The organism is Cohnella suwonensis, assembly GCF_042655365.1.
GTDB lineage: Bacteria > Bacillota > Bacilli > Paenibacillales > Paenibacillaceae > Cohnella > Cohnella suwonensis.
Window position 1 is genome coordinate 16,338 of the sequence record NZ_JBHSMH010000021.1, and the last position, 20,087, is coordinate 36,424.

Consider the following 20,087-nt stretch of genomic DNA (forward strand, 5'->3'; position numbering starts at 1 on the left):
AGGGTATGCATGAGAAACCAGTCTCACAAGATGACGGTGTCGATCGACGAGCATACGTCGCATTTGGAGCAATTAAGAGCGTTCTTCGATCAATTGGACGAAGAAGGAAAAACAATCGAAAAGCTTCCGCGCGAGCTGCGGGAGCAATATCAACTGAAAGCAATAAACTTGACGCTAGAGCATATTTGGAACCATAACGAATTTTATCGGTCGGCACTTGAAGAAGCCGGATTCAAGCAGCCTTCGATCGACAATCTCGGGCAATTGGCTTCAGTGCCGCTGTTAAATAAAGACGTCATTCGCGGCGATAAATTGAAGCTGCTGTGCGTCGAACCGAAGGAGATCGGCCAGGTTCACCTCACAAGCGGAACATCCGGCAAACCGATTTATACGTCGTACACGCTGGCCGACCAGTACATTTACGATCTATTGCCCAAATATTTGGAGCTGTTTCCGGAGTCGGACAGCGATATTACCGCGATCGCCCTTCCGTACGAATTCGCGCTCCCCGGGCTCGGCTTCCAACGATTGTTCCAATTCGCTTTCGGAACCGCGATTCTATCGCTTGGCAAAGGCGGATACATGGCGCCGATCGATAAATCGCTGGAGCTCATGAAGGAATTTCAAGCGACCGTGCTCGTCACCACGCCTTCATATGCGGCGCTGTTGGCAGAAGAAAGCGAGCGGTTCGGCATTGTGATAGGCCGGGATATTTCTCTGCGGAGAATACTGCTTACCGGGGAAGGGTGCTCCAATACCTTTCGCAATCGGCTGGAAAAATGGTGGGGATGCGAAGTGTCGTTCTTTTACGGTTCGACAGAGTGCGGCGTAATAGCCGTCGAGTGTAAGGAACATAAGGGTTATCACGTCATGGATGGACACGTGAAAGTGGAAATCATCAATTCTCAAACAGGCGCACCGCTCAGATATAATGATACCGGCGAAATCGCCGTGACGACGCTGCTGCGCGAAGGAATGCCGATGGTGCGTTACCGGAGCGGGGACGTCGGTTATTTGCAAAAATCGCAGTGCAGCTGCGGAATTACGATGGACGTATTGCATCTTCGAGGAAGAATGGAAAATATGCTGACCCTGGACGGCAATGAATACTCGCCGTTTTTCTTGGAGCATTTTCTGATGGAAATTCCCGAAGTGAGCTTATGGTATCACTTCATTGTGGATAAAGAACGCTTGACGATCGAAGCCGAGCCATTTCGTACGGCATTAACGGATGAGCAATTGGCGGCCAAAATTCGCAAGCATATGTTAGATCACGTAGGAATCGATTGCAACGTTGAAATAAAGCGCTCTTTGCCCCGTACTTTCGGCAAAGCCACCCGCATTTACATGCAATGACGAGCCGAATTCTCCCGCAGGCTCACCGGCCAAGATTGGGAACTTCATGTACCGATTCGAATGGAAGGAGTTCCGATATGGATGAAGTTTCAACCTCGGTAGCCCGATGGGCTGCAAAGGATCCGGAACGAGCCGCAGTTATAGATGAATACGCAACCCTTTCGTATGGAGCTCTGAACGAACGCGCCAACCGTTGGGTTGGCGCTTTACAAGCGGCTGGCGTTACGCCGGGTGATGGGGTTCTGCTGATGCTTCCGAACCGCGTCGAGTTTATCGAAGTGTTGGTCGCAATGATACGGGCGGATGTCGTGCCGTATTTCATGAATTCCAATGTTACCTATTATACGGCCGATGACGTTATCAATTTGGCGGTTTCCACGAATGCCCGACTGTTGTTTACGACTCGTGCATTCATAAGGGAAATGGCACTTCATAAGGAGGTGCCTTTCCGGGTTTGGTGCGTAGAAGAGGTTAACGTCTTCGAGTATCCGAATACCGAAGAGCCCTTGACCGGGCGTGGCACCGACATCGTTTTCTTCACATCGGGAACGACAGGAACTCCGAAAGGAATTATCGTCAACAAATCCGTCTTTAATTTAAGGCTGCCGACAAGCAGTCACGTGATTGAACCGCGTCTTCATTTGCTGATAAAACCGCTCACTTTCCGCGGCAGCATGACGACGGCGTGCAACATCCTTCAGGAGGGCAATACGGTAGTCGTTGCCAGACAATCCAATCCCGCTAAATGGATGGAGTTGATTGAACGGTATAACATTTTTTTCATTAATCTGGGTCCGAGCGACTTTATGAGATGGTTGGATGATCTGGAAAGCATCGGAGCCAGGTTCCCGTCATCGGTGAAGCATATCATGACGATCGGCGAGCCGTTAACGGGCGCATTGAAATCGAGAATAAAGGGTCTGCCTTCGCACTTGCGGATCACCGATTTATACGGTACCAGCGAGGCAGGGGCGATTACGATGATCAATGACCACGAATGGGCCGGCAAGGACGAATCATGCGGGCGGCCCGTTTTTTTTAATACTATTAGGATTGTGGACGAGAATGATAGGGACCTGCCCGTCGGAGAGGTCGGAGAAGTATGGGTCAAGACGCGCTACCGAATGAGGGAGTATTTTGGCGATCCGGTGGCGACAAGCGAAACATGCGTAGGCGATTTTGTCAGGACAGGGGATATGGGCTTCCTCGATGAACAAGGTTATTTGTATTTGTGCGGCCGGAAGCACGATATGATCAAGCTCAGCGGATTTCAAATCTTTCCCGGAGAAGTGGAGAACGTGCTGCGGGAAGCGAGCGACGTCGAGGATGCCGTTGTCATTGGCATCCATCATCCCGAACGAATGCAGGAACCGATCGCTTTTATCCGCTTGCGCGAACCTATGAATGCCGAATCGGAAGTGAAGAAGAGGCGTGAAATCCTTTCGTTCTGCGAAAGCCGTCTCGCTCGCTATAAAGTTCCCGCCGGGGTTTGGTTTGTTAAGGAAATTCCGCTGAATGCCGCGGGTAAGGCCGACCGCCGAGAGCTGGCGCAAAGATTGGTACGAAACACAAGCGGCTGACGCCGCGCATATTGAGGGGAGCGTTATTCTGAATGTCTGAGACCCATATGGAGCGGGATCGGAGATTCCGTGATTTGCTGCAGCGTATCTCGAAATCACCTCTGTATAAAGAAAAATTGGCTGGGTACGACATTGTAAACACCCGATTGGACCAGATGCAGTCGCTGCCCTTGACTTCGAAAGAGGATCTTCGGAAGTCAGGCGCCTTCGGCCATCTAGCGGTGGATATGAAGGAAGTGGCGCAATACCACGAATCGTTCGGAACGACAGGAGAGCCCTCCGCTTCTTGGTTTACCAAGGAAGACTTGGAAACCGGCGGAAGGCAGATGAGAGACTGCGGAGTACGATTAACCCCTAACGACGTAGTACTGATTCGGTTTCCATATGCGATGTCGCTTCCTGCGTTCCTGATGCAGCATGCTTCAAGGCAGGCCGGCTCGGCTACCGTTCCGGCAAGCAGCCGCACGCCGGTCACGCCTTATCCCCGGGTGCTGGAGCTTTTAAAGCGCCTTGGCGTATCCGTTATAGCGGGGCTTCCCCGGGAGATGGAGCTGTTGGCCGAGACGGCAAGGCTGCTTGGATCGGATGCGAAAACGGATTTTCCCGCTTTGCGGGCAATTTGCGCTGCCGGCGAATTGATGAGCGAGCCCCGCCGGAATCATATCGAGAAGTTATGGGGCGTTCCGGTATTCAACCTATACGGTTCTACCGAAACGGGTAATATCGCCGCGATGTGCGAGCATGGCGTCATGCACGTCATGGAACGAGATTACTTGGTTGAAGTATTGAACGAGGACGGTTCCATGCCCGCGTCCCAAGGGGAAAGAGGTTTCGCTTCGGTAACGACGCTGTCTCATCAAGCATCCCCGCTGCTTCGCTATTTTAACGAGGACATTATCACCGTAGAACCCTGCCAATGCAAGTGCGGCCGCAGCGGAGGCAGTCTGGTTCATTTTGGAAGGCGTAAGGAACGGATCCCTTTCGGAGGGTTGGTATTGGACAGCAAGGATATTCAAGATGCCGTTTATTCATTATCTCCCGTGCCGGATGCTTGGAAGGCTCTGGAGCAAGAGAACGGACTTCACTTTATTCTGGATTCGCATCGATCTTCGGAGTGGTCGGAAAAGAATGTTAGGGCTCTTTTGACAAAGCGGTTGGGCGTTCCCGTCACCGTAGAGTTCGCCGACGATGGCGTGCTGCTGGGCCGCGGCGAGCTTGTGCGCAATACCCCTTCAAAGAAGCCGGTTTATATCCAAAGGCTGGAACTCCGCGTTTCCGGAGCGGTTTCCGTCGACCCGCTGCGCGATTTGCTTGACCAGGGACGCCGAAAGCTGGCAGGACGAGATTTTCATGAAGCGCGGGCACTGTTCGAGAAAGCAGTGGCGTTAGATGCCAACAGCGCGGATGCGCATGCTTGGCTCGCTGCGGCATATGGCCGCTTGATAGAAGCGGGTATTATGCTTGAGAAGATGAGATTGCTTCCGTTTCTGGAGAACGAGATCATGGCGGCTCTTGAAATCGATTCGACTCACCCTTTCGCAAGAAGAATCAACGGAGCAAGACTATTAAACACGCCCGATACGCTTGGAGGGGACCCGGCTAAGGCCGCGAAGGAATTTCAATATTGCATTGAAAAAGGGATGGATGAAGCCGATATATGGGCGTCGCTTGGCGAGTGTCTTATCCAGATGGGGGAGCCGGAAAAGGCTAAGGATGCATTGAAGGAAGCATTGGCTCGCGAGCCGGAGCATGAACAGGCAAAACATTTAACGGAGCAGCTAGCCGGCGGGCGTAAAATGTAATGAAGCGGAAAAAGCAATTGGCCCTAAGCCGATGACCGGTTTAGGGCCTTTCAATGTCGATCTGTGCGTCATTCTTTGGAAGCTTTATATGTCTTGATAAGTTGAACGAAATCTTCTACCGTAGTCATCATTTTTTCATTTGCGTAATTCGTTCCGCCTTTAACGGCGTCCGACAATTTTTTCGCGTCGATAGGAGCCGGGAATATAGCTTCTTCCAGCGCTATCATCATTTTATCGCCGACAAAATTCGCTCCGCCTTTAACGGCGTCCGTCAATTTATGGACCAATTCCGTGGAGGGTTGAATCAATCCCTCCACGGCCTCAAGGATTCGTTTATTCTCGCCTTCCTTTACGGCAGTCGACAAATTCTCGACAAGAACGGAGGAAGGCTCTACGAAATCATCTACCGCTTCCAGTATTTTTTCGCTGGATTGATTGGCGCTTTCTTTAACGGCAACTGCGAATTTTTCGGATAATACTGCGAACTCTTGCACCAAAAACTCCGTAAATTTGGACAACTCCTTTTTAACGCTCGCCATGTGGTTCACCTCCTTGCTTTAATCATCGTTCGCCGAACTCATCTTCTGTTCGATGAGCGGGAGATACTTCGGGTCCGTCGTTAGTTTCAAAAGCCTGCTCCAGCAGAGCTCGGCCTCCGGCCGTCGGTCAATGCGGTGGTATGCCTCGCCAAGCTCAAAGATCAGCTTCTCATACGTATCTTTGGAGATGCTGCCCGGGTTGCGAAGTTCCCCGTCGATGAGGAAGAGATAATCTTCGATCACCGTTTCCGTTCGATGGAAAAACTGCTCCGGCAGCCGATAAGCGATGTTGCCGCGCAGCAATCGAATCCTGTTATCGGACGGTGCGGAAGCTACCGCCTCGTCAAGAAGCTTTAATCCGCGTTTTGCCCATTGAAAACGTATCATCGGATTCGACTCATCGCGAGCGATCAACGACATGATGCTGCCATGAAACGCATCCGCGATCGGTTGATCAGGAAAATCCTTCCGCAGCGTTTCGAACACGCGGTTCGCTTTCCAAACGGCGTCGGATATCCCGCCGAGACCTTCATTATGCAGTTCGACCGCCTCGGCCAACCGCCGCTCGAATACGGCCTGATCCGACTCGCTCGGGACTCGTTCCGACGATTTCTTTGCCAAGCGGATGCACCTTCCTTTACCTTATGTTTTTCCAAGTTAGTGCAGCTCGCTCTTTGCAGGCATGCGCTTTGTTTTCTGAGAGGTATCCGAGTTCGCTTGCCACGTCTCGGATGAAGGAGGATTATTCGCTTCAGTTCCCTCATCCTCATCCGGATCCGGTCGCAGCAGTGAAAGCAGCGTCCCGTCTTTTCTGTATTTTTTCACGATCGTGATGACCGTAAAGATAATAACAAACAACAATATAAACACCGCAAAAGAAATACCAAGAACGAACAATAACGTTTCGGTTTTGCTCGTCGCTTTTTTCTTCATGTTATCTCTCCCTTAAGTTCCACAATCGGAACTCATCGCTTTGCGAAACTGGCGCAAGCCGCGTCACCTCCCGAAAATTCATTTGTATTTCCTATTGTATGGTGAACGGCCATGTGAAGTGTGGGCATCAACGCTTCTATGGGTTATGACACAATGTACCTCATTCGGACCGAAGTTCCGCTCCTGTTTATATCAAAGTCGCAGGCCTTGTCGTAACATGAACAAGGAATATACCTAAACGGCAGGGAGGTACACCTGTGAACGATATTCGTATCGAACCATGGGATCATCTCTTGCAGACCGGGTCCCATAACGTTCCGCGCGATCAAGCTGTTCCGCCAGAGGTGGAAGCTGTCGCACGGCATGTATTGGCGTATTACGATATGCATGTAGATAAGATCAATCTCGTTTCAACGAAGCCTGCCAAAGGTACCGCGGTATGGAAGCTTGCAACCAACCATGGTCCCCGCATGATGAAACTGCTGCGCAATGCGCCTAAAAGAAGTCTTATTAGAATACACGCGCAGGAGTATCTTGCGAACCAAGGCGCCAACATTCCGCCGTTGATCCCGACGAGCGATAACAAGAAGTACGTGTTGGCTGGAGGCAGGCTTTGGATCGTGACGGAGTGGATCGAAGCGCTTCAACCGGCATACGAAACGAATTTGGAAGAGGCTCAAGCTTTAAGCGAAGCCCTTGGCGATTTCCATCGCTTGTCCAAGGGGTATAATCCGCCGCCGGAATACGCGCCCTCCTCGGTGCTGGGCAGTTGGCCGGCATCCTACGAGAAGAGCATCGAAGATATCGGGAAGTGTCGGCATTTGGCGGACCGGAATCCCGAGCTCGAATCGGGCAATCGGCTGCTTTCCCTATTAGACGGTATGGAGGAGCAAGCGCGGGATGCTCTTCAACGGATCAAGCAATCGTCCTATGACGATATGGTTGCGATGGGGGGGCAGTTCTGGGGACTTACTTTTTATAATGACGAATGGTCGAAGAAAGACGCTCAGGCAGGACGCGCAGTCGTTTGGATAACCAACATTACTAACGTATTTTACGATTTTCCAATACGCGACCTTCGAAGAATAATCTCCCAAGCGATGATTAATCGAGGAGGATGGGACGCTGCATGGATTCGGGGAATGATAGAAGCTTATCATCGAACCCATCCGCTCGACCGGGAGACGTTTGAATTGCTGCTGCTCGACTTAAGCTTCCCGAATGAATGCTATGGCATTGTAAAAGAAATTCTTTTTGAATCGGTTCCATTCCATGTGCTGGATTGGGACTTGGACGCTATTTTGAACAAAGCGATGACGATGGAGGCTTCTAAAGAGAAAGCTCTTTCCCTATTGAGACAGGACTTGGCGTTGTACCCTAACGGCGAGTGGAACATGAAGACGGAACGAACTAGAGAAGTGCGGATATCGGAGTATTCACCGGATGAGGAAGAAACGATATGGAAGGATTTCATTCAGCTCGAGCTGAACAAAATACAGCCGGAAAATCCGGACAAATCACGGAGTCGCTTAATTGCTACGGAGGCAACTCAATTCGCGTTACGCCATGCGGCATCCTATTTGGCCGCACGATTGAAGAATTACCGGGAGTCTGAAGATCCTGTACGATTAAAAAAAAAAAACGAGCCGGTAGATCCCGAGGGTGATCCTGCGGGCGAAAGCGTATCGGACTTGCCGTGGAACGCTTCCGAGGAATATGCGGATGTCGCGATGGAAACGCTTGACGGATCGCAAACGGTTCCGAATATCGAGACGTTAAGGGCTGAGGAAGAGACGGAATGGCGGGAATTTATCCAACGCGAACGGGATAAATTCCAGCCTCGCGAAGAGGCTAAATCCCCGATTCGTGCCATCGCTCCCGAGTTGGCCCAATTTGCTTTTCGACATCTGGCGTCGTACTTGTACGCTCGATTAAGGAAAGCGATATCACCTTCGAAAGGCGAGACCTCGAGCGAATCGCAACAGAATGAAGAAGTCGAGAAATATTGGCCGCCCGAAAAAGAAGAGAAAATGGAGGATACGTACGTTCAACCGTGGAAGGTCTATGATTCTTCGGATAGCGTTCCTCGCCTATATATACCGAATAGAAGCGAGAAGTCCGGCAAGGATCCGAAGAAGCAGCGTCGGAGGAAAGAAGAGGCGAATAAGAAATACAAGCATAAACCAAAAGCTATTATTAAGCGTGTTGTCCGAGGCAAGAAGAAATCCGTGGTGAAGGCCAGCAAAAAGAAGATCATCGTCCACGGCAAGAGTAATCGGAGAAGACGGAAATCCTTACCGGCGGCCCTCAAAAAGAAGGCCGTTGTTCGCGGAAAGATCACAAGGACAAGGCAGAAATCCTTACCGGCGAAGGCTGTCATCTTCGTTAAGCAGACAGGTTCCTCTATTTACCCTGCGATGTGATCAAGATTCGAAGGGAGCCTATTTTTCATGATTACCGAAAAAAGTCACAATATCGTTGACTGCACTGTACGCGATGGTGGCCTTGTAAACAATTGGGATTTCAGTGTCGACTTCGTCCAATACCTCTATAAATGCCTGAACGAAGCCGGCGTAGATTATATGGAGATCGGCTACAAAAATTCGCCCAAGCTGCTCAAAGGCTCCGAATCCTCCGGCCCTTGGCGCTTTCTGAATGATGATTTTCTGCAAGACGCAATCCAAGAGAAACAGACGACCAAGCTTTCGGCAATGGTCGATATTGGCCGGGTTGACGTTAACGATATCCTTCCGCGCGAGAAAAGCCTGCTCGATCTGATCCGCGTCGCCTGCTATATCAAGGATGTCGATGAAGCGCTTGAGCTGGTTCGGCTGTTCCATGACCGCGGCTACGAAACGACGCTGAACATTATGGCGCTTTCCAACGTTAAGGAGAACCAGCTCGACGAAGCGTTCGAAATGATTTCGCGCAGCGTCGTAGACGTTGTATATATCGTGGATTCTTATGGCAGTTTGATGCCGAACGACATCCGTAATCTGGTGAAGACGTTTCGAAAGCACCTTAAGAATAAACGTCTGGGTGCACATATGCACAACAATCTGCAGCTCGGCTTTGCCAACACGCTGACTGCCGCGGACAATGGCGTCGAGCTGCTGGATTCTTCCGTATACGGGATGGGCCGCGCCGCGGGAAACTGCCCGACGGAATTACTGGTCGCACAGTTGAGGAATGCAAACTACAGCCTGCGCCCCGTTCTGGATATGATCGAGAAATACATGATTCCTCTGCGCGACAGAGAAGAGTGGGGTTACCTCATTCCGTATATGATCACGGGAATGCTCGGCGAGCATCCTCGTTCCGCTATGGCGTTTCGGAGCTCCCCGGACAAGGATATGGCTCTGCAATTCTATGATATGCTGACCGTGCCTAACGTTAACTCATAATCGGACTTCGGCTCAGCGGGCCGGAGACGCAAAAAAGATGACTTTTGATAAAATCAAAAGTCATCTTGCAAAATAACTGAAAGAGATGGGAGCCTCATCGGTTATTTCGATTTACCTTCGGCTTTCTTGCTCCCCTTCTCGGCCTCCTTGGCAGCCTTCTCGGCCTCCTTGGCAGCCTTCTCGGCGGTCTTCTCAGCCTTCCTGGTCATCTTTTGGGCGGCCTTCTCGGCCTTTTCGACCTCTTTCTCCGCATCACCCATTGTATCACCTCCTCGAATCTCGGAGCCTCCGATCGCTGCGCAAGTTACCAGCGTGGAAGCATTCCTTTTTAATATATGATTGTCAAAATAAAATGTTATGGGTTGCAGCTTTGTTTATGCCCAATGGGTATATGCTGTTGCTGTCCGATAGTCTCCATTCATATCCTAACTCGAGCATCCGGATTTGCTTTTATGGAGGGGATCGAGTGACAAGAAAGGAAATCAGGGACATCGACTCAAGGTTCGACTTCTTACACACGCTGTTATTTAAAATATTGCTGATTACGGATGGACGGACAACCGATATTCTCGAAACTTTGATGGACGAAACAATGTCTCTTCAGGTAGTCCGGCAGGAACAAATAAATGAAGAACAATCCGCTCGTCTTGGCGAAGATTCGGACGCTCCGTATTATGTGAGAGAATCCATTCTGATCGGTACGAAGAGTCAACTCGTTATCTCTCACAATATTGCGCTTGTATGTTCGAAATACCTGCCTCCCCTCATGTTTGAAGCGATTGCCGCCAAACAAGAGGGGATTGGGAAGACCATTAGCACATTCGGGCTGCAAACCTCGCGCAAGCTGGTCGAATCGGGATGGAGAAGCGATACGGAAACCGTCGACTTATTTCACAAGCCGATACAGCTTCGTTTTTCTCCAACGAAAAGAAAGGTACCGTACAAACATTACTCGATCGATTTTGGCTCCCATCCAGGTATCTATTTACTCGAATATTTTAATCCGAATATGGTTCTCCTCCGGTTGAAGCAATTACGTAACGAAACGATCGGCGGCGAGCAACAGTAAGCTGCGGTACTGCAGGCCGAACTTACTAACAGGAGGTATTCCATGACACGTATAGGTATGGCGTGTACCAGATGCGGCAATCATCAAGCCTTCTCTTATGATCGCGTTACATGCACATGCGGTGGTTCCCTTCTCGTGGAATACGATATGGAGTTTGCTTCAAAAACAATGACGAAGATGGCCATTCAAAGCCGCTCAGCCTCCATATGGCGTTACAAGGAGCTTTTGCCGGTTACCTCGTCCGAAGACATCGTCTCGTTAGGAGAGGGATGGACACCTCTTACTTACATGGATATTCAAGCGATTGGACTGCCCGTCAGTCATGTCTGGATCAAACGAGAGGAACTGAATCCGACCGGCAGTTTTAAGGCGAGGGGGATGTCGGTTGCCGTTTCCCTGCTTAAGGAACGCGGGGCGCGGTATGCGGCCGTCTCATCAAACGGTAATGCTGCTAGTGCCCTGGCCGCCTATGCTGGATGTGCAGGTATCCAAGCTTATGTATTCTTGCCTGAAGATTGCCCCCCGTTGATCGTGCAGGAATGCTTGTCCTATGGCGCGCGTACCTTTCGCGTAAAAGGACTCATTCAGGATTCAGGCCAGTGGGTAGAGGTCGGAAAACAATTGTTTGGGTGGTCTACCGTTGCGACGATGAAGGAGCCCGGTAGAGTCGAAGGTAAAAAAACGATGGGGTTCGAGCTTGCCGAGCAAATGGGTTGGAAGCTGCCCAGCGTCATTATTTATCCAACAGGCGGCGGTTCAGGGCTTATCGGAATGTGGAAAGCGTTTCATGAACTGAAGCAAATGGGAATGATATCCGACCCATTGCCGCGGATGGTAAGCGTCCAGGATGCAGGATGTTCTCCTCTGGTCACCGCAATGGGCAAACATGTAACCGTTCTGGAAGCTCCGGCCGCTACGGGCATGCGTGTTCCCCGACCTCCGGATCTTGGCCTTCTTGTGCGCATTTTGAAAGAAACCGGGGGAAAGGCTATAGCTGTCAGTCAAGCTGAAATCGATGCAGCCCAGCGTAACTTGGGTTATAGAGGCGTTTCCTCCTCTCCGGAAGGAGCCGCTACATGGGCGGGACTTCTTAAGCTTTGCGAGGAAGGGTGGATCGGGTCGGATGATAGCGTGGTGCTTTTCAATACCTGTCACGGGCTTAAGTACGGAAAAAGTCCGGGATTAGAAAGCGTTCCTTTACTTTCGAATTTGAACGAACTTTTCAATAAAACTTCTTAAGCGTATTGGAGGTAGCCGCTCGATGAATATTTTGTTTGCTTACTACCGTTACGCTCCTCATTCCAATGGCCCGTCCATCTATATCGAGCAGACACGCCGGGAGCTGGAGCGAGAAGGGCATATCGTGGACCTATTCACTCATGACAAAGGGTGGACGCTCCTGCAAATAGATGGAAAAGATTCGATCGATAAGCTGGATGTCAAAAAAGAAGCGATCGACCGCGCCGGCAGCCGCTACGACGCCGGCTATTCCTCGTGGATCTATTGGCGCGAGATGGAGAGGTATAGCATAGAGTTAGCTTCGATGAGAATGGATTTAGCCCGTTATGACCTTATTCACTGCCATGATTTCATGACGGCCCGAGCGTTGTTCCGGGTTAAGCCTCCGCATATTCCGTTGGTCGTCTCTATACACAATTGCAAATACAGGGAAGCTGTGTTGTCCGGCGAATACGGAACCCGAAGCTTGCAAGAGCAACAGTATATTCAGAAGGAGGAATACATAGGGGCAGAATCGGCTGACGCCGTTATAGTCGCCTGCGATTGGCTGAAGAAAGAATTGGCCGGTATCGGCGTGAACCGGAAACGAATTCACAAGATTCCGTATGCCGTATCCGAAGACAGATTCTCGAATAGGCAAGCAATGCCGCCGGCAACGTCGGAACCACTCATTCTGTTATGTCCCGCAAGACTCGTAATAATCAAAGGTCATCGCTATTTGCTTGAAGCTCTCCATGAGATTCGGCAGGAGAGGGACGACTTCGTTTGCGTAATGGCCGGGGAAGGCCCGCTATTGGATGAACTGTTGAGCATGACCGCCGCATTAGGTCTCGAATCGGTGGTGACCTTCCTCGGCAAACGCGGCGATATGCCGGATTTAATGAACAGCAGCGATATCATCGTCCTGCCTTCCCTTCACGACACTTTCCCTATTGTCTTGCTGGAAGGGCAATGGTCCGAAAGGCCCGTATTGGCGACGGATGTCGGCGGCGTGCGCGAAATCGTGACGGATGGATTGGACGGATTGATCGTACCCCCGGGGAATTCCTCCGCTCTGGCCGTTAAGCTGCGCGAACTTCTTGACGACAAGGAGTTTCGGCAACGACTCGGAGAGAACGGAAGAACGAAGGCGAAGCAGAGTTGGCGTGTCGACCATCACATGCAGGGGATTAAACGAATTTACGAAAAGACCACAGCGGGGGCGGCAAGCACTATCGAGCAATTGCCGAACAACCTGTGGCAACCGGATGAGCCATTGCTGAATCTGATCGGCATTAGCGATTCTCCAATCAGGGAAGTTTCGCTGAACGGAGTCCTCCCGCCCGAACTCTTGTCCGAATCCGTTTCCGAGCTTCGAGACAAGCCGCAATACATTCATTTGTATGATGCTTCGGGAGTCGTGCTGCAAACGAGTCCGGTCGGTAAGGACGGTAAGTATTCTTTTCTTCCCGTTCCCATAGGGACGTACGTACTTAGAAGCACGCTTTGGAATTTCGGGACGAAAGCAATAGCGTTGAGTTGACTCTAGGATTGGAGCAATTGTTGAAGACCGCCGTAAAGATCGATTTGCGGTTTCCATCTGAGCAACCGGAAAGCTTTCTTATTGTCCAGACAGCTGTTCCGGATGTCTCCGTCTTTCGAGGAAGTGTGCATGACGGGGATAGGTACGCCTTTCAGATGGCTTAGAATACGGACCAACTCGTTGACGGCCGTTCGCGTTCCCGTACTTACGTGTATCGTCTCCTGATGACCTTGCATGACAGCCGCGGCATTGGCGCGAACGACATCCGATACGTGAACGAAGTCGCGTGTCTGTTCTCCGTCCCCATGAATACGGAGAGGGGATCCATTTAGGATTTGACCGGCGAAGACGGAGACGACGCCTCCTTCTCCCTTAGGGGTTTGCCGGGGCCCGTACACGTTTGCGAATCTTAGAATGGTGTACGGAAGACCATAAAGCCGATGAAACGATCGGATATAGGATTCGGCTGTCAGCTTGGAGATGCCATAGTAACTAATAGGACTCGTCGGATCTTCCTCGGTTAGGAGTTCCTTTTCTATACCGCCGTAGACGGCGCAGGTGGAAGCAAAGACGAATTTGCTAACAGAGCCATCTCGGCAAGCTTCCAGAACGTTAAGTGTTCCACAGATATTGACGTCCGCATCGAACCCCGGCTCCTGTATCGAGCGTTGGACATCAGCCTGTGCGGCTAGATGGAAGACGACATCGGGTTTCTCCCGGACAATCAGATGGCGGCAATTCTTACTGCGGATATCCAGGATATGGAGAGTGGCATCCGAGTGGACGTAGTTGATCGATCCGGAAGACATGTCGTCGATGACATGGACCACGTAGCCGTCCTTCAGCAGCCGTTCGACTAAGTGTGAGCCGATGAACCCGGCGCCGCCGGTCACTATAGCTTTCACTGTTCATCCTCCTTGTCATTTTTGGGTTTCATGCGAGTCGCATCTTCTTTGTCAAACTGGATATTACATTCTATTAAGAGAGACTCCATTAGGTGTAGATTCATATCTTGCAAGCTACGTCCATTTTTCAAATATCGGGACGTTTTCATAGACGGAAGCGTAGTGGGCGGCCGCAACTTCCTATCGATTATCGGTTCGTGGACCGATCCTCCTGTCAGAAGACGAATTTTCGGTCGATTTCATTCTTTTCGTCCAACCGCGAACCTCTACAGTTTCATAACATGTACAGAGTCCGAATAACGAGAGGGAGGCGCATATGGTGCATACGGATATACGCCTTGGATCGGCGAGTTTTGTAGTCAATTCGATTCCGAAGAGCGGGACGAATTTGCTCGATCAAATGCTGTTAGGCATTCCGGGCCTGATCAGGAAAGAGCCATATCTGTTCGAAGGGCTGCCGACGGATTTGGAAGGCCATCGACGGATACTGGCGGACCTTCATGACGGTGAATATACGCTAGGGCATCTGTATCACTCGGCGGAGTGGGCGAACATGCTCCGCGGATTTGGGCTGAAGCAGCTTTTTCTTATCCGGGATCCCCGCGACGTTCTCGTTTCCCTCGTATATTTCATCCTTGACAAGTTCCCCGAGGACACGCTTTACCCTCACCTACTGGCGCTTCCCACGATGAAAGACCGCTATCTGGCGGTGCTCCGGGGAGTTCCGTCACTGGATTACCCCAATTTTGCCGCATGGCTGAATCTGTTCCTAGGGTGGCGCTTCGACCCGCTTACGCATGTTGTCACCTATGAAAGCCTGGTTGGGTCTTCGGAAATGCGGCGGAGCGCTATCGCCGGGATAGCGGGTCATCTATGGGGAACCGAAGCAGTAAGTGGCGATCGGCTCACGGACCTCGTTGCCGTCATGGAGCAGGGGATGAATCCCGACTTATCCTGGACGTTTCGAAAAGGGGTAATCGGCGCATGGAAAGACGAATTTGATCAAGAGCTGAAGACTGAATTCGACAAGGTGGCGGGTGAATTACTGATCGGCCTGGGATACGGCTAAATCTAGTAACTTCGCTGTGTAGCAATCCGCTCCTAAGGAGGGTTGACAATCAAGATTCTCTGTATGTTTGCCGTCCCCACTGGGGGGATGGAAACCCTGAACCGGCAAAGATGTCTGGCATTGAAGCGGCACGGGATCGCTTGCCATTTGTTATATTTACAGCCGGGAAGCGGAATGCAAAACATAAGAAGTGCCGGCATTCCCGTTCATGTGACCGATGAGGATGAGGAGATCGCGGCGTTGCTCCGGAAAGAGAATTACGACGTGGTCATCGTTACATTCGATTACTTGCTTCCAGGCCGCTTGCGCAAGCTGGGGTATGAGGGTCCCATCATTTATGATGTACAGGGGCTCGGCAATATCGAGGGTGCGACTCAAATATTGACCGCGGCGAAGCCGCATATTACCGCCCATGCCAACGCGATTTTGATGCCAAGAACGCGGCACTTGAATGAGTTGGTCAGCACCTACTATCCCCACATGAAAAAATACAGTTTTCATAACTGCATCGATACAGAGAAGTTCCGTCACCGTAGAGTCCCTGTCCCGGAGTACCCGGTTATCGGATGGGTCGGCCGGATCGAGTATATCAAGAACTGGCAGTATTTTCTGGACATCTGCCACCCCCTGATCCAGCGTATACCTGCCCTTAGAATTTGGATTTTTGAAGATCGCTCGCTGGCGGTGGACAACGACCCTTTCGAACAGCTTGTCGATCAATACCAGTTGGCCCCGCGTCTTGTGAGGCATTCCAACATTCCCCATTCGAAGATGGCCGATTACTATTCCATGATCGGGGATTCGGGCGGGCTGCTATGTTCGACGTCTATTCTTGAAGGCTTCGGCTATGCGCAGCTCGAGGCGATGCTGTGCAGCTGTCCGGTTGCGACGACCGATTCGGATGGAGTCAGGAGCTTTCTTCAGCATAACGTGACGGGCAAGTTTCTTCCTCAGAACAATGTGCAGGAAGCGGTGAACGAAATCGTGGAGCTCATGAATAATCAAGCCTTGCGTCATACGATCCGTTCCAACGCGGGCAAGCAGGCCACAACCCCATTTTCGTACAAAACTTATAGTGCGCATGTGACGGAAATGCTTCGCGATCTCGGTGTCAGTGCCCGAAGGAAATGGTGGAGATTCTGATATGCGGAACGGGATAACGTTATGGTTCACGGGTCTTTCCGGAGCCGGAAAATCGACGGTCAGCGAAGCTGTGGAAGCCATACTGAAGCAGAGGAACGTGAAGGTGGAACGCCTGGATGGAGACGATCTTCGTCATTACCTCCCTTCCAATCTCGGATTTACCAAAGAAGACAGGGAAAAAAACGTCCGATTGGCCGCTTTCATTGCAAAGCTGTTAACGCGTAACGGTGTAATCGTCCTAGCTTCATTCATATCGCCCTATCGGCAGATGAGAGAGAACTGCCGGCAGGAAATCGGGGCGATGAAGGAGATATATGTGAAGTGCCCGCTCCAGGAATGCATCCGCAGAGATGTGAAAGGGTTGTACCATAAGGCGTTGAGCGGCGAGATTCAAAGCTTCACCGGCATTTCCGATCCGTACGAGGAGCCGCTTCAGCCCGATCTTGTACTGGAGACGGATCTGGAAACGACGGAGAAAAGCGCAGCCCGCATCATTGCCTATTTGGAGAGGGATGGGGTCATCCAATAAGATAAGGGGAGTGAAAAGTGGGGAAAAATCTGCCGAAGGTTTCTATTGTTATTCCTGTGTATAATGGGGCTAATTATTTGCATGAGGCAATACACAGCGCATTAACTCAGACTTACTCAAACATCGAGATTATCGTTGTAAATGATGGTTCGCGGGATGAAGGGGAAACAGAGAAAATAGCTCTTTCTTACGGCAATAGAATCCGTTATTTTCATAAGGAAAATGGAGGAGTTGCAACGGCATTAAATCTGGGAATCAGGTATATGACGGGTGAATATTTCTCATGGTTAAGTCATGATGATATGTATACGCCCGAAAAAATCGAACGACAAATGGAGATATTGGAAAAAGTAACTCACGACACAATTCTATTCGGTGGTTATGAGTTAATTAATGAGAAATCCGAAAAATTTGCACAGGTTGACCCGGGCACCATATACCCGGAAGTCAAATTAAATATTCCAGTGTTACCGTTACTTCGAGGACTCATAAATGGTTGTGCCTTACTGATTCATAAGAGTCATTTTAAGAGAGTTGGTCTGTTTGATCCTGCATTAAGGTCGACACAAGATTATGATCTATGGTTTAAGATGTTTCGAGGAGCAAAAATTAAATATCATCAGGGTCTTTATGTTAAAACGCGCAGCCACTCGGAACAAGGCACAAAGAAGTCAGAACATGAAGAGGATTGCAGTAAACTCTGGATTTATATGATGGATAATATTAATGACGATGAAATGTGTGAAATAGATGGCAGCGTGTATTCATTTCGAAAAAACCAAGAAAAATTTTTAAAAGAAAGTACTCCCTTTGCGACAGCAATTGCCTATTCCGAAATCCTTTCGAAACAGGCGGAACTTGACATTGAACAAATAAGGGATAATTGTAAAGTGAGTGTCATAATACCGTTTAATAATAGAATATCATTACTTATCAAAAGTATTGAAAGCGTCCTTAACCAAAGCCATAGCAATTTTGAAATCATACTAATAGATGACGGCACAACTGATGATCTTACTCCCGTTAGAAAGTTAATGAAAAAAGAAAAAAAGAGAATACGTTTTTTTATTCAGGACCATAAGGGTGCCTCAGCTGCGAGAAATTTGGGTATGGAGAAAGCTTGTGGTGATTATATCGCTTTTTTGGATTCTGACGACCTTTTTGAAAGAGATAAGTTAAAGATTCAATTGGAATATATGATTCGAAATGGTTATGAATTTAGCCATACATCTTATCAAAAGATTACAATTGACGGTGATTTTTTGGAAACTGTTAACTCTAATGTGTTTTCTGGTCGTGTTTTCCCCCGTATTTTGTCAGATTGTCCTATTGCTACGCCTACTGTCATGATAAAACGCAGTATCATAAAAGACAAAAGATTTAAGGAAGAATTTTTGATTTGCGGTGAGGATACTTGTTTTTGGATCGACATTGCTTTCAAGTACCCTCTTTGGGGTTTGGACCAAGCATTAACTTTGGTTCGGATATCTGAAACTTCTGCAGCTTATAATTTAGACAAACAGCGCATAGGTTTACTCAATATTGTTACCCATCTGATTCGTAATCCCATGTATATTCCTTATGAAAAGGAAATCTATTCGAACCTCTCTGCCCTGAGTTCATTATTTAACAGGGATATTGAAATAAATCCGATGGCCAAAGGGTTGCTAGGGGAATTTAGCTTTATTAATAATACTGAAAAAAATAGCAGCAGGTTAAAGCGTTGGTTTATTAAAATATGGAACAGGTCTGTAAAATAGAATAGTAGGGGCTGTCCCAAAAGGCCCTTAGTTCACACATGGGACAGCTCACATTATCAATAAATCACGATTATAACGGAAAAGCGGTGGTGCAGGGGGGGTTATTCCTGCACCACCGCTTTTCGATTTTGGTCTATTACTGCCTTTTTTGAGCAGGTTATGGGCAAGAGAAAGCCCCCCGACCTCTATTGCCGTCCTGGCTGAATGTCCTGTATATAGCCGTTTTGCACAAGAAGAGATCTGAATTGATCGACCGACAGAATTGGAGAGTTGGCAGATGTACTATTGTCCGTCAACGGGGGACAGCTTGCGTAACCCGTCTTTAATCCGGGTATAATCGCAGGCAGGATGATCAGAAAATCATCGTCATAAACGATCGTACTTGTCCTTTCGTACTCTGACAACAGGATATCTTCGGATGTTTCTCCGGATTGCGGCTGCACGGGTTTGACCGCAGATTCGGCTCGGTCGAGCTGCGATCCTGTCAAAATTTCGATTAGATCATTCGTTCGGAACAATGGCATGACCGGGAGCAGAACTTCTCCTCCTTTGCCGATAGACGCTGCCTTCAATAGTAGCCGCGCTGCGTCTTTGGAGTGCAGGAAAAACCGTATTCCATTCGGTTCCATTGAAGAACCGGGGATGGAACGGACGGTATCATGTCTGGTTTCGAAGAGCGTGCCGCCTCTCACGCAAAGAAATGCTGCAGCCGAAGAAAATGTATTGGCATGGATGATAAGCTTCTCTCCAATGGCTTTGCTCAATCCGTACAGGCTGGATGGCGGCACGGCTTTGTCGGAAGACCAGTAGATGACTTTCTTTACTTCATTGGCAGCAGCTACTTCAATGAGGTTCAATATGCCTCCTATATTGGTTTTGAGCGCCTCTTCCGGCTGATTCTCGCAGAGCGCCACATGGTTTATTTCCGCTAGATGGAATACGTAGTCGACAGCTTCACAGGCTTTGGATAACGCAGCCTTATCCCGGACGTCCCCGATGTAATAGGATATTCTCGAATCTTCAAACACTCTGCTCATGGCAACCTGATTGGCTTCATTTCTGGAATAAATAATGATTTTTGCCGGGTTTTGCGGCAATAACTGCCTAACAAGACCGTAACCTAACACTCCAGTACCGCCGGTAATCAGTATAATTGTGTTTTGAAATCTCATCTGTTTCTACCTCCATAACACCCATCGTTATTATCAAAAATGATACATAATTATAAGATATGATG

18 protein-coding genes are annotated in these 20,087 nt (G+C 49.5%); 12 read left to right on the forward strand and 6 right to left on the reverse strand.

Annotated elements, in window-relative coordinates; all coding sequences use genetic code 11:
• Positions 1-9: 9 nt before the first annotated feature.
• The 3 genes from ACFPPD_RS08790 to ACFPPD_RS08800 all read left to right on the forward strand — a co-directional run bounded on the left by ACFPPD_RS08790 (position 10) and on the right by ACFPPD_RS08800 (position 4,738).
• Positions 10-1,356 carry a phenylacetate--CoA ligase family protein gene (locus ACFPPD_RS08790; protein WP_209750309.1) on the forward strand — a complete coding sequence of 449 codons (1,347 nt, stop codon included), beginning with the start codon at positions 10-12 and terminating at the stop codon, positions 1,354-1,356.
• 77 nt (positions 1,357-1,433) lie between these two features.
• Positions 1,434-2,936 carry a class I adenylate-forming enzyme family protein gene (locus ACFPPD_RS08795; RefSeq protein WP_209750308.1) on the forward strand — a complete coding sequence of 501 codons (1,503 nt, stop codon included), beginning with the start codon at positions 1,434-1,436 and terminating at the stop codon, positions 2,934-2,936.
• Between the two features lie 32 nt (positions 2,937-2,968).
• Positions 2,969-4,738 carry an AMP-binding protein gene (locus tag ACFPPD_RS08800; RefSeq protein WP_209750306.1) on the forward strand — a complete coding sequence of 590 codons (1,770 nt, stop codon included), beginning with the start codon at positions 2,969-2,971 and terminating at the stop codon, positions 4,736-4,738.
• A gap of 68 nt (positions 4,739-4,806) precedes the next feature.
• Here ACFPPD_RS08800 and ACFPPD_RS08805 read toward each other — a convergent pair whose 3' ends face one another.
• Genes ACFPPD_RS08805 through ACFPPD_RS08815 form a run of 3 tightly spaced genes read right to left on the reverse strand, consistent with a single transcriptional unit; the run spans position 4,807 to position 6,210 of the window.
• On the reverse strand, positions 4,807-5,277 hold the full coding sequence (locus tag ACFPPD_RS08805) for a hypothetical protein (protein WP_209750304.1): 471 nt from the start codon (positions 5,275-5,277) through the stop codon (positions 4,807-4,809).
• Positions 5,278-5,295: 18 nt separating this feature from the next.
• Positions 5,296-5,898, reverse strand: a complete 603-nt coding sequence (locus ACFPPD_RS08810; protein ID WP_209750302.1) for a hypothetical protein — start codon at positions 5,896-5,898, stop codon at positions 5,296-5,298.
• Positions 5,899-5,934: 36 nt separating this feature from the next.
• Positions 5,935-6,210, reverse strand: a complete 276-nt coding sequence (locus ACFPPD_RS08815; protein WP_209750300.1) for a hypothetical protein — start codon at positions 6,208-6,210, stop codon at positions 5,935-5,937.
• 257 nt (positions 6,211-6,467) lie between these two features.
• On the opposite strand from ACFPPD_RS08815, the gene ACFPPD_RS08820 reads away from it, so the two are divergent.
• Both ACFPPD_RS08820 and ACFPPD_RS08825 read left to right on the forward strand, forming a co-directional pair.
• On the forward strand, positions 6,468-8,633 hold the full coding sequence (locus ACFPPD_RS08820; RefSeq protein ID WP_209750298.1) for a CotS family spore coat protein: 2,166 nt from the start codon (positions 6,468-6,470) through the stop codon (positions 8,631-8,633).
• A gap of 27 nt (positions 8,634-8,660) precedes the next feature.
• A complete protein-coding gene (locus ACFPPD_RS08825; RefSeq protein WP_209750296.1) occupies positions 8,661-9,614 on the forward strand; it encodes an aldolase catalytic domain-containing protein in 954 nt (317 codons plus the stop codon).
• Between the two features lie 101 nt (positions 9,615-9,715).
• Here the strand turns inward: ACFPPD_RS08825 and ACFPPD_RS08830 are convergent, their stop codons facing one another.
• Positions 9,716-9,874, reverse strand: coding sequence for a hypothetical protein (locus ACFPPD_RS08830; protein WP_209750293.1), 159 nt, complete (start codon positions 9,872-9,874; stop codon positions 9,716-9,718).
• Positions 9,875-10,080: 206 nt separating this feature from the next.
• Between ACFPPD_RS08830 and ACFPPD_RS08835 the strand changes: the two genes are divergently transcribed.
• The 3 genes from ACFPPD_RS08835 to ACFPPD_RS08845 are packed head-to-tail and all read left to right on the forward strand — an operon-like array spanning position 10,081 to position 13,444.
• Complete coding sequence (locus tag ACFPPD_RS08835) at positions 10,081-10,683, forward strand: 4-hydroxybenzoate synthetase (RefSeq protein ID WP_209750291.1); 603 nt, start codon at positions 10,081-10,083, stop codon at positions 10,681-10,683.
• 57 nt (positions 10,684-10,740) lie between these two features.
• The gene (locus ACFPPD_RS08840) at positions 10,741-11,922 is read left to right on the forward strand and encodes a threonine synthase (RefSeq protein ID WP_209750331.1); all 1,182 of its coding nucleotides are present in this window, start codon (positions 10,741-10,743) and stop codon (positions 11,920-11,922) included.
• A gap of 22 nt (positions 11,923-11,944) precedes the next feature.
• A complete protein-coding gene (locus tag ACFPPD_RS08845; RefSeq protein ID WP_209750289.1) occupies positions 11,945-13,444 on the forward strand; it encodes a glycosyltransferase family 4 protein in 1,500 nt (499 codons plus the stop codon).
• Positions 13,445-13,446: 2 nt separating this feature from the next.
• Here ACFPPD_RS08845 and ACFPPD_RS08850 read toward each other — a convergent pair whose 3' ends face one another.
• Positions 13,447-14,349, reverse strand: a complete 903-nt coding sequence (locus ACFPPD_RS08850; RefSeq protein WP_209750287.1) for an NAD-dependent epimerase/dehydratase family protein — start codon at positions 14,347-14,349, stop codon at positions 13,447-13,449.
• A 316-nt stretch (positions 14,350-14,665) separates the two neighbouring features.
• On the opposite strand from ACFPPD_RS08850, the gene ACFPPD_RS08855 reads away from it, so the two are divergent.
• From ACFPPD_RS08855 to ACFPPD_RS08870, 4 genes are read left to right on the forward strand one after another with little or no spacing between them, the layout of a single operon-like run.
• The gene (locus ACFPPD_RS08855; RefSeq protein WP_209750285.1) at positions 14,666-15,418 is read left to right on the forward strand and encodes a sulfotransferase family protein; all 753 of its coding nucleotides are present in this window, start codon (positions 14,666-14,668) and stop codon (positions 15,416-15,418) included.
• Between the two features lie 42 nt (positions 15,419-15,460).
• Positions 15,461-16,561: a glycosyltransferase family 4 protein gene (locus ACFPPD_RS08860; RefSeq protein WP_209750282.1), complete on the forward strand. Its 1,101-nt coding sequence runs from the start codon at positions 15,461-15,463 to the stop codon at positions 16,559-16,561.
• Position 16,562: 1 nt separating this feature from the next.
• A complete protein-coding gene (gene cysC / locus ACFPPD_RS08865; protein WP_209750280.1) occupies positions 16,563-17,090 on the forward strand; it encodes an adenylyl-sulfate kinase in 528 nt (175 codons plus the stop codon).
• Positions 17,091-17,107: 17 nt separating this feature from the next.
• Positions 17,108-18,850 carry a glycosyltransferase family 2 protein gene (locus ACFPPD_RS08870; RefSeq protein WP_209750278.1) on the forward strand — a complete coding sequence of 581 codons (1,743 nt, stop codon included), beginning with the start codon at positions 17,108-17,110 and terminating at the stop codon, positions 18,848-18,850.
• A gap of 185 nt (positions 18,851-19,035) precedes the next feature.
• Here the strand turns inward: ACFPPD_RS08870 and ACFPPD_RS08875 are convergent, their stop codons facing one another.
• The gene (locus ACFPPD_RS08875) at positions 19,036-20,022 is read right to left on the reverse strand and encodes a polysaccharide biosynthesis protein (RefSeq protein WP_209750276.1); all 987 of its coding nucleotides are present in this window, start codon (positions 20,020-20,022) and stop codon (positions 19,036-19,038) included.
• Positions 20,023-20,087 lie beyond the last annotated feature (65 nt).

Excerpts from the sequence above, each read along its gene's own strand:
- ACFPPD_RS08800 (WP_209750306.1), top strand. The coding sequence starts at position 2,969 with ATGTCTGAGACCCATATGGAGCGGGATCGGAGATTCCGTGATTTGCTG.
- ACFPPD_RS08825 (WP_209750296.1), top strand. The coding sequence starts at position 8,661 with ATGATTACCGAAAAAAGTCACAATATCGTTGACTGCACTGTACGCGAT.
- ACFPPD_RS08805 (WP_209750304.1), bottom strand. The coding sequence starts at position 5,277 with ATGGCGAGCGTTAAAAAGGAGTTGTCCAAATTTACGGAGTTTTTGGTG.
- ACFPPD_RS08815 (WP_209750300.1), bottom strand. The coding sequence starts at position 6,210 with ATGAAGAAAAAAGCGACGAGCAAAACCGAAACGTTATTGTTCGTTCTT.
- cysC (WP_209750280.1), top strand. The coding sequence starts at position 16,563 with ATGCGGAACGGGATAACGTTATGGTTCACGGGTCTTTCCGGAGCCGGA.
- ACFPPD_RS08830 (WP_209750293.1), bottom strand. The coding sequence starts at position 9,874 with ATGGGTGATGCGGAGAAAGAGGTCGAAAAGGCCGAGAAGGCCGCCCAA.
- ACFPPD_RS08795 (WP_209750308.1), top strand. The coding sequence starts at position 1,434 with ATGGATGAAGTTTCAACCTCGGTAGCCCGATGGGCTGCAAAGGATCCG.
- ACFPPD_RS08855 (WP_209750285.1), top strand. The coding sequence starts at position 14,666 with ATGGTGCATACGGATATACGCCTTGGATCGGCGAGTTTTGTAGTCAAT.
- ACFPPD_RS08875 (WP_209750276.1), bottom strand. The coding sequence starts at position 20,022 with ATGAGATTTCAAAACACAATTATACTGATTACCGGCGGTACTGGAGTG.
- ACFPPD_RS08790 (WP_209750309.1), top strand. The coding sequence starts at position 10 with ATGAGAAACCAGTCTCACAAGATGACGGTGTCGATCGACGAGCATACG.
- ACFPPD_RS08845 (WP_209750289.1), top strand. The coding sequence starts at position 11,945 with ATGAATATTTTGTTTGCTTACTACCGTTACGCTCCTCATTCCAATGGC.
- ACFPPD_RS08840 (WP_209750331.1), top strand. The coding sequence starts at position 10,741 with ATGGCGTGTACCAGATGCGGCAATCATCAAGCCTTCTCTTATGATCGC.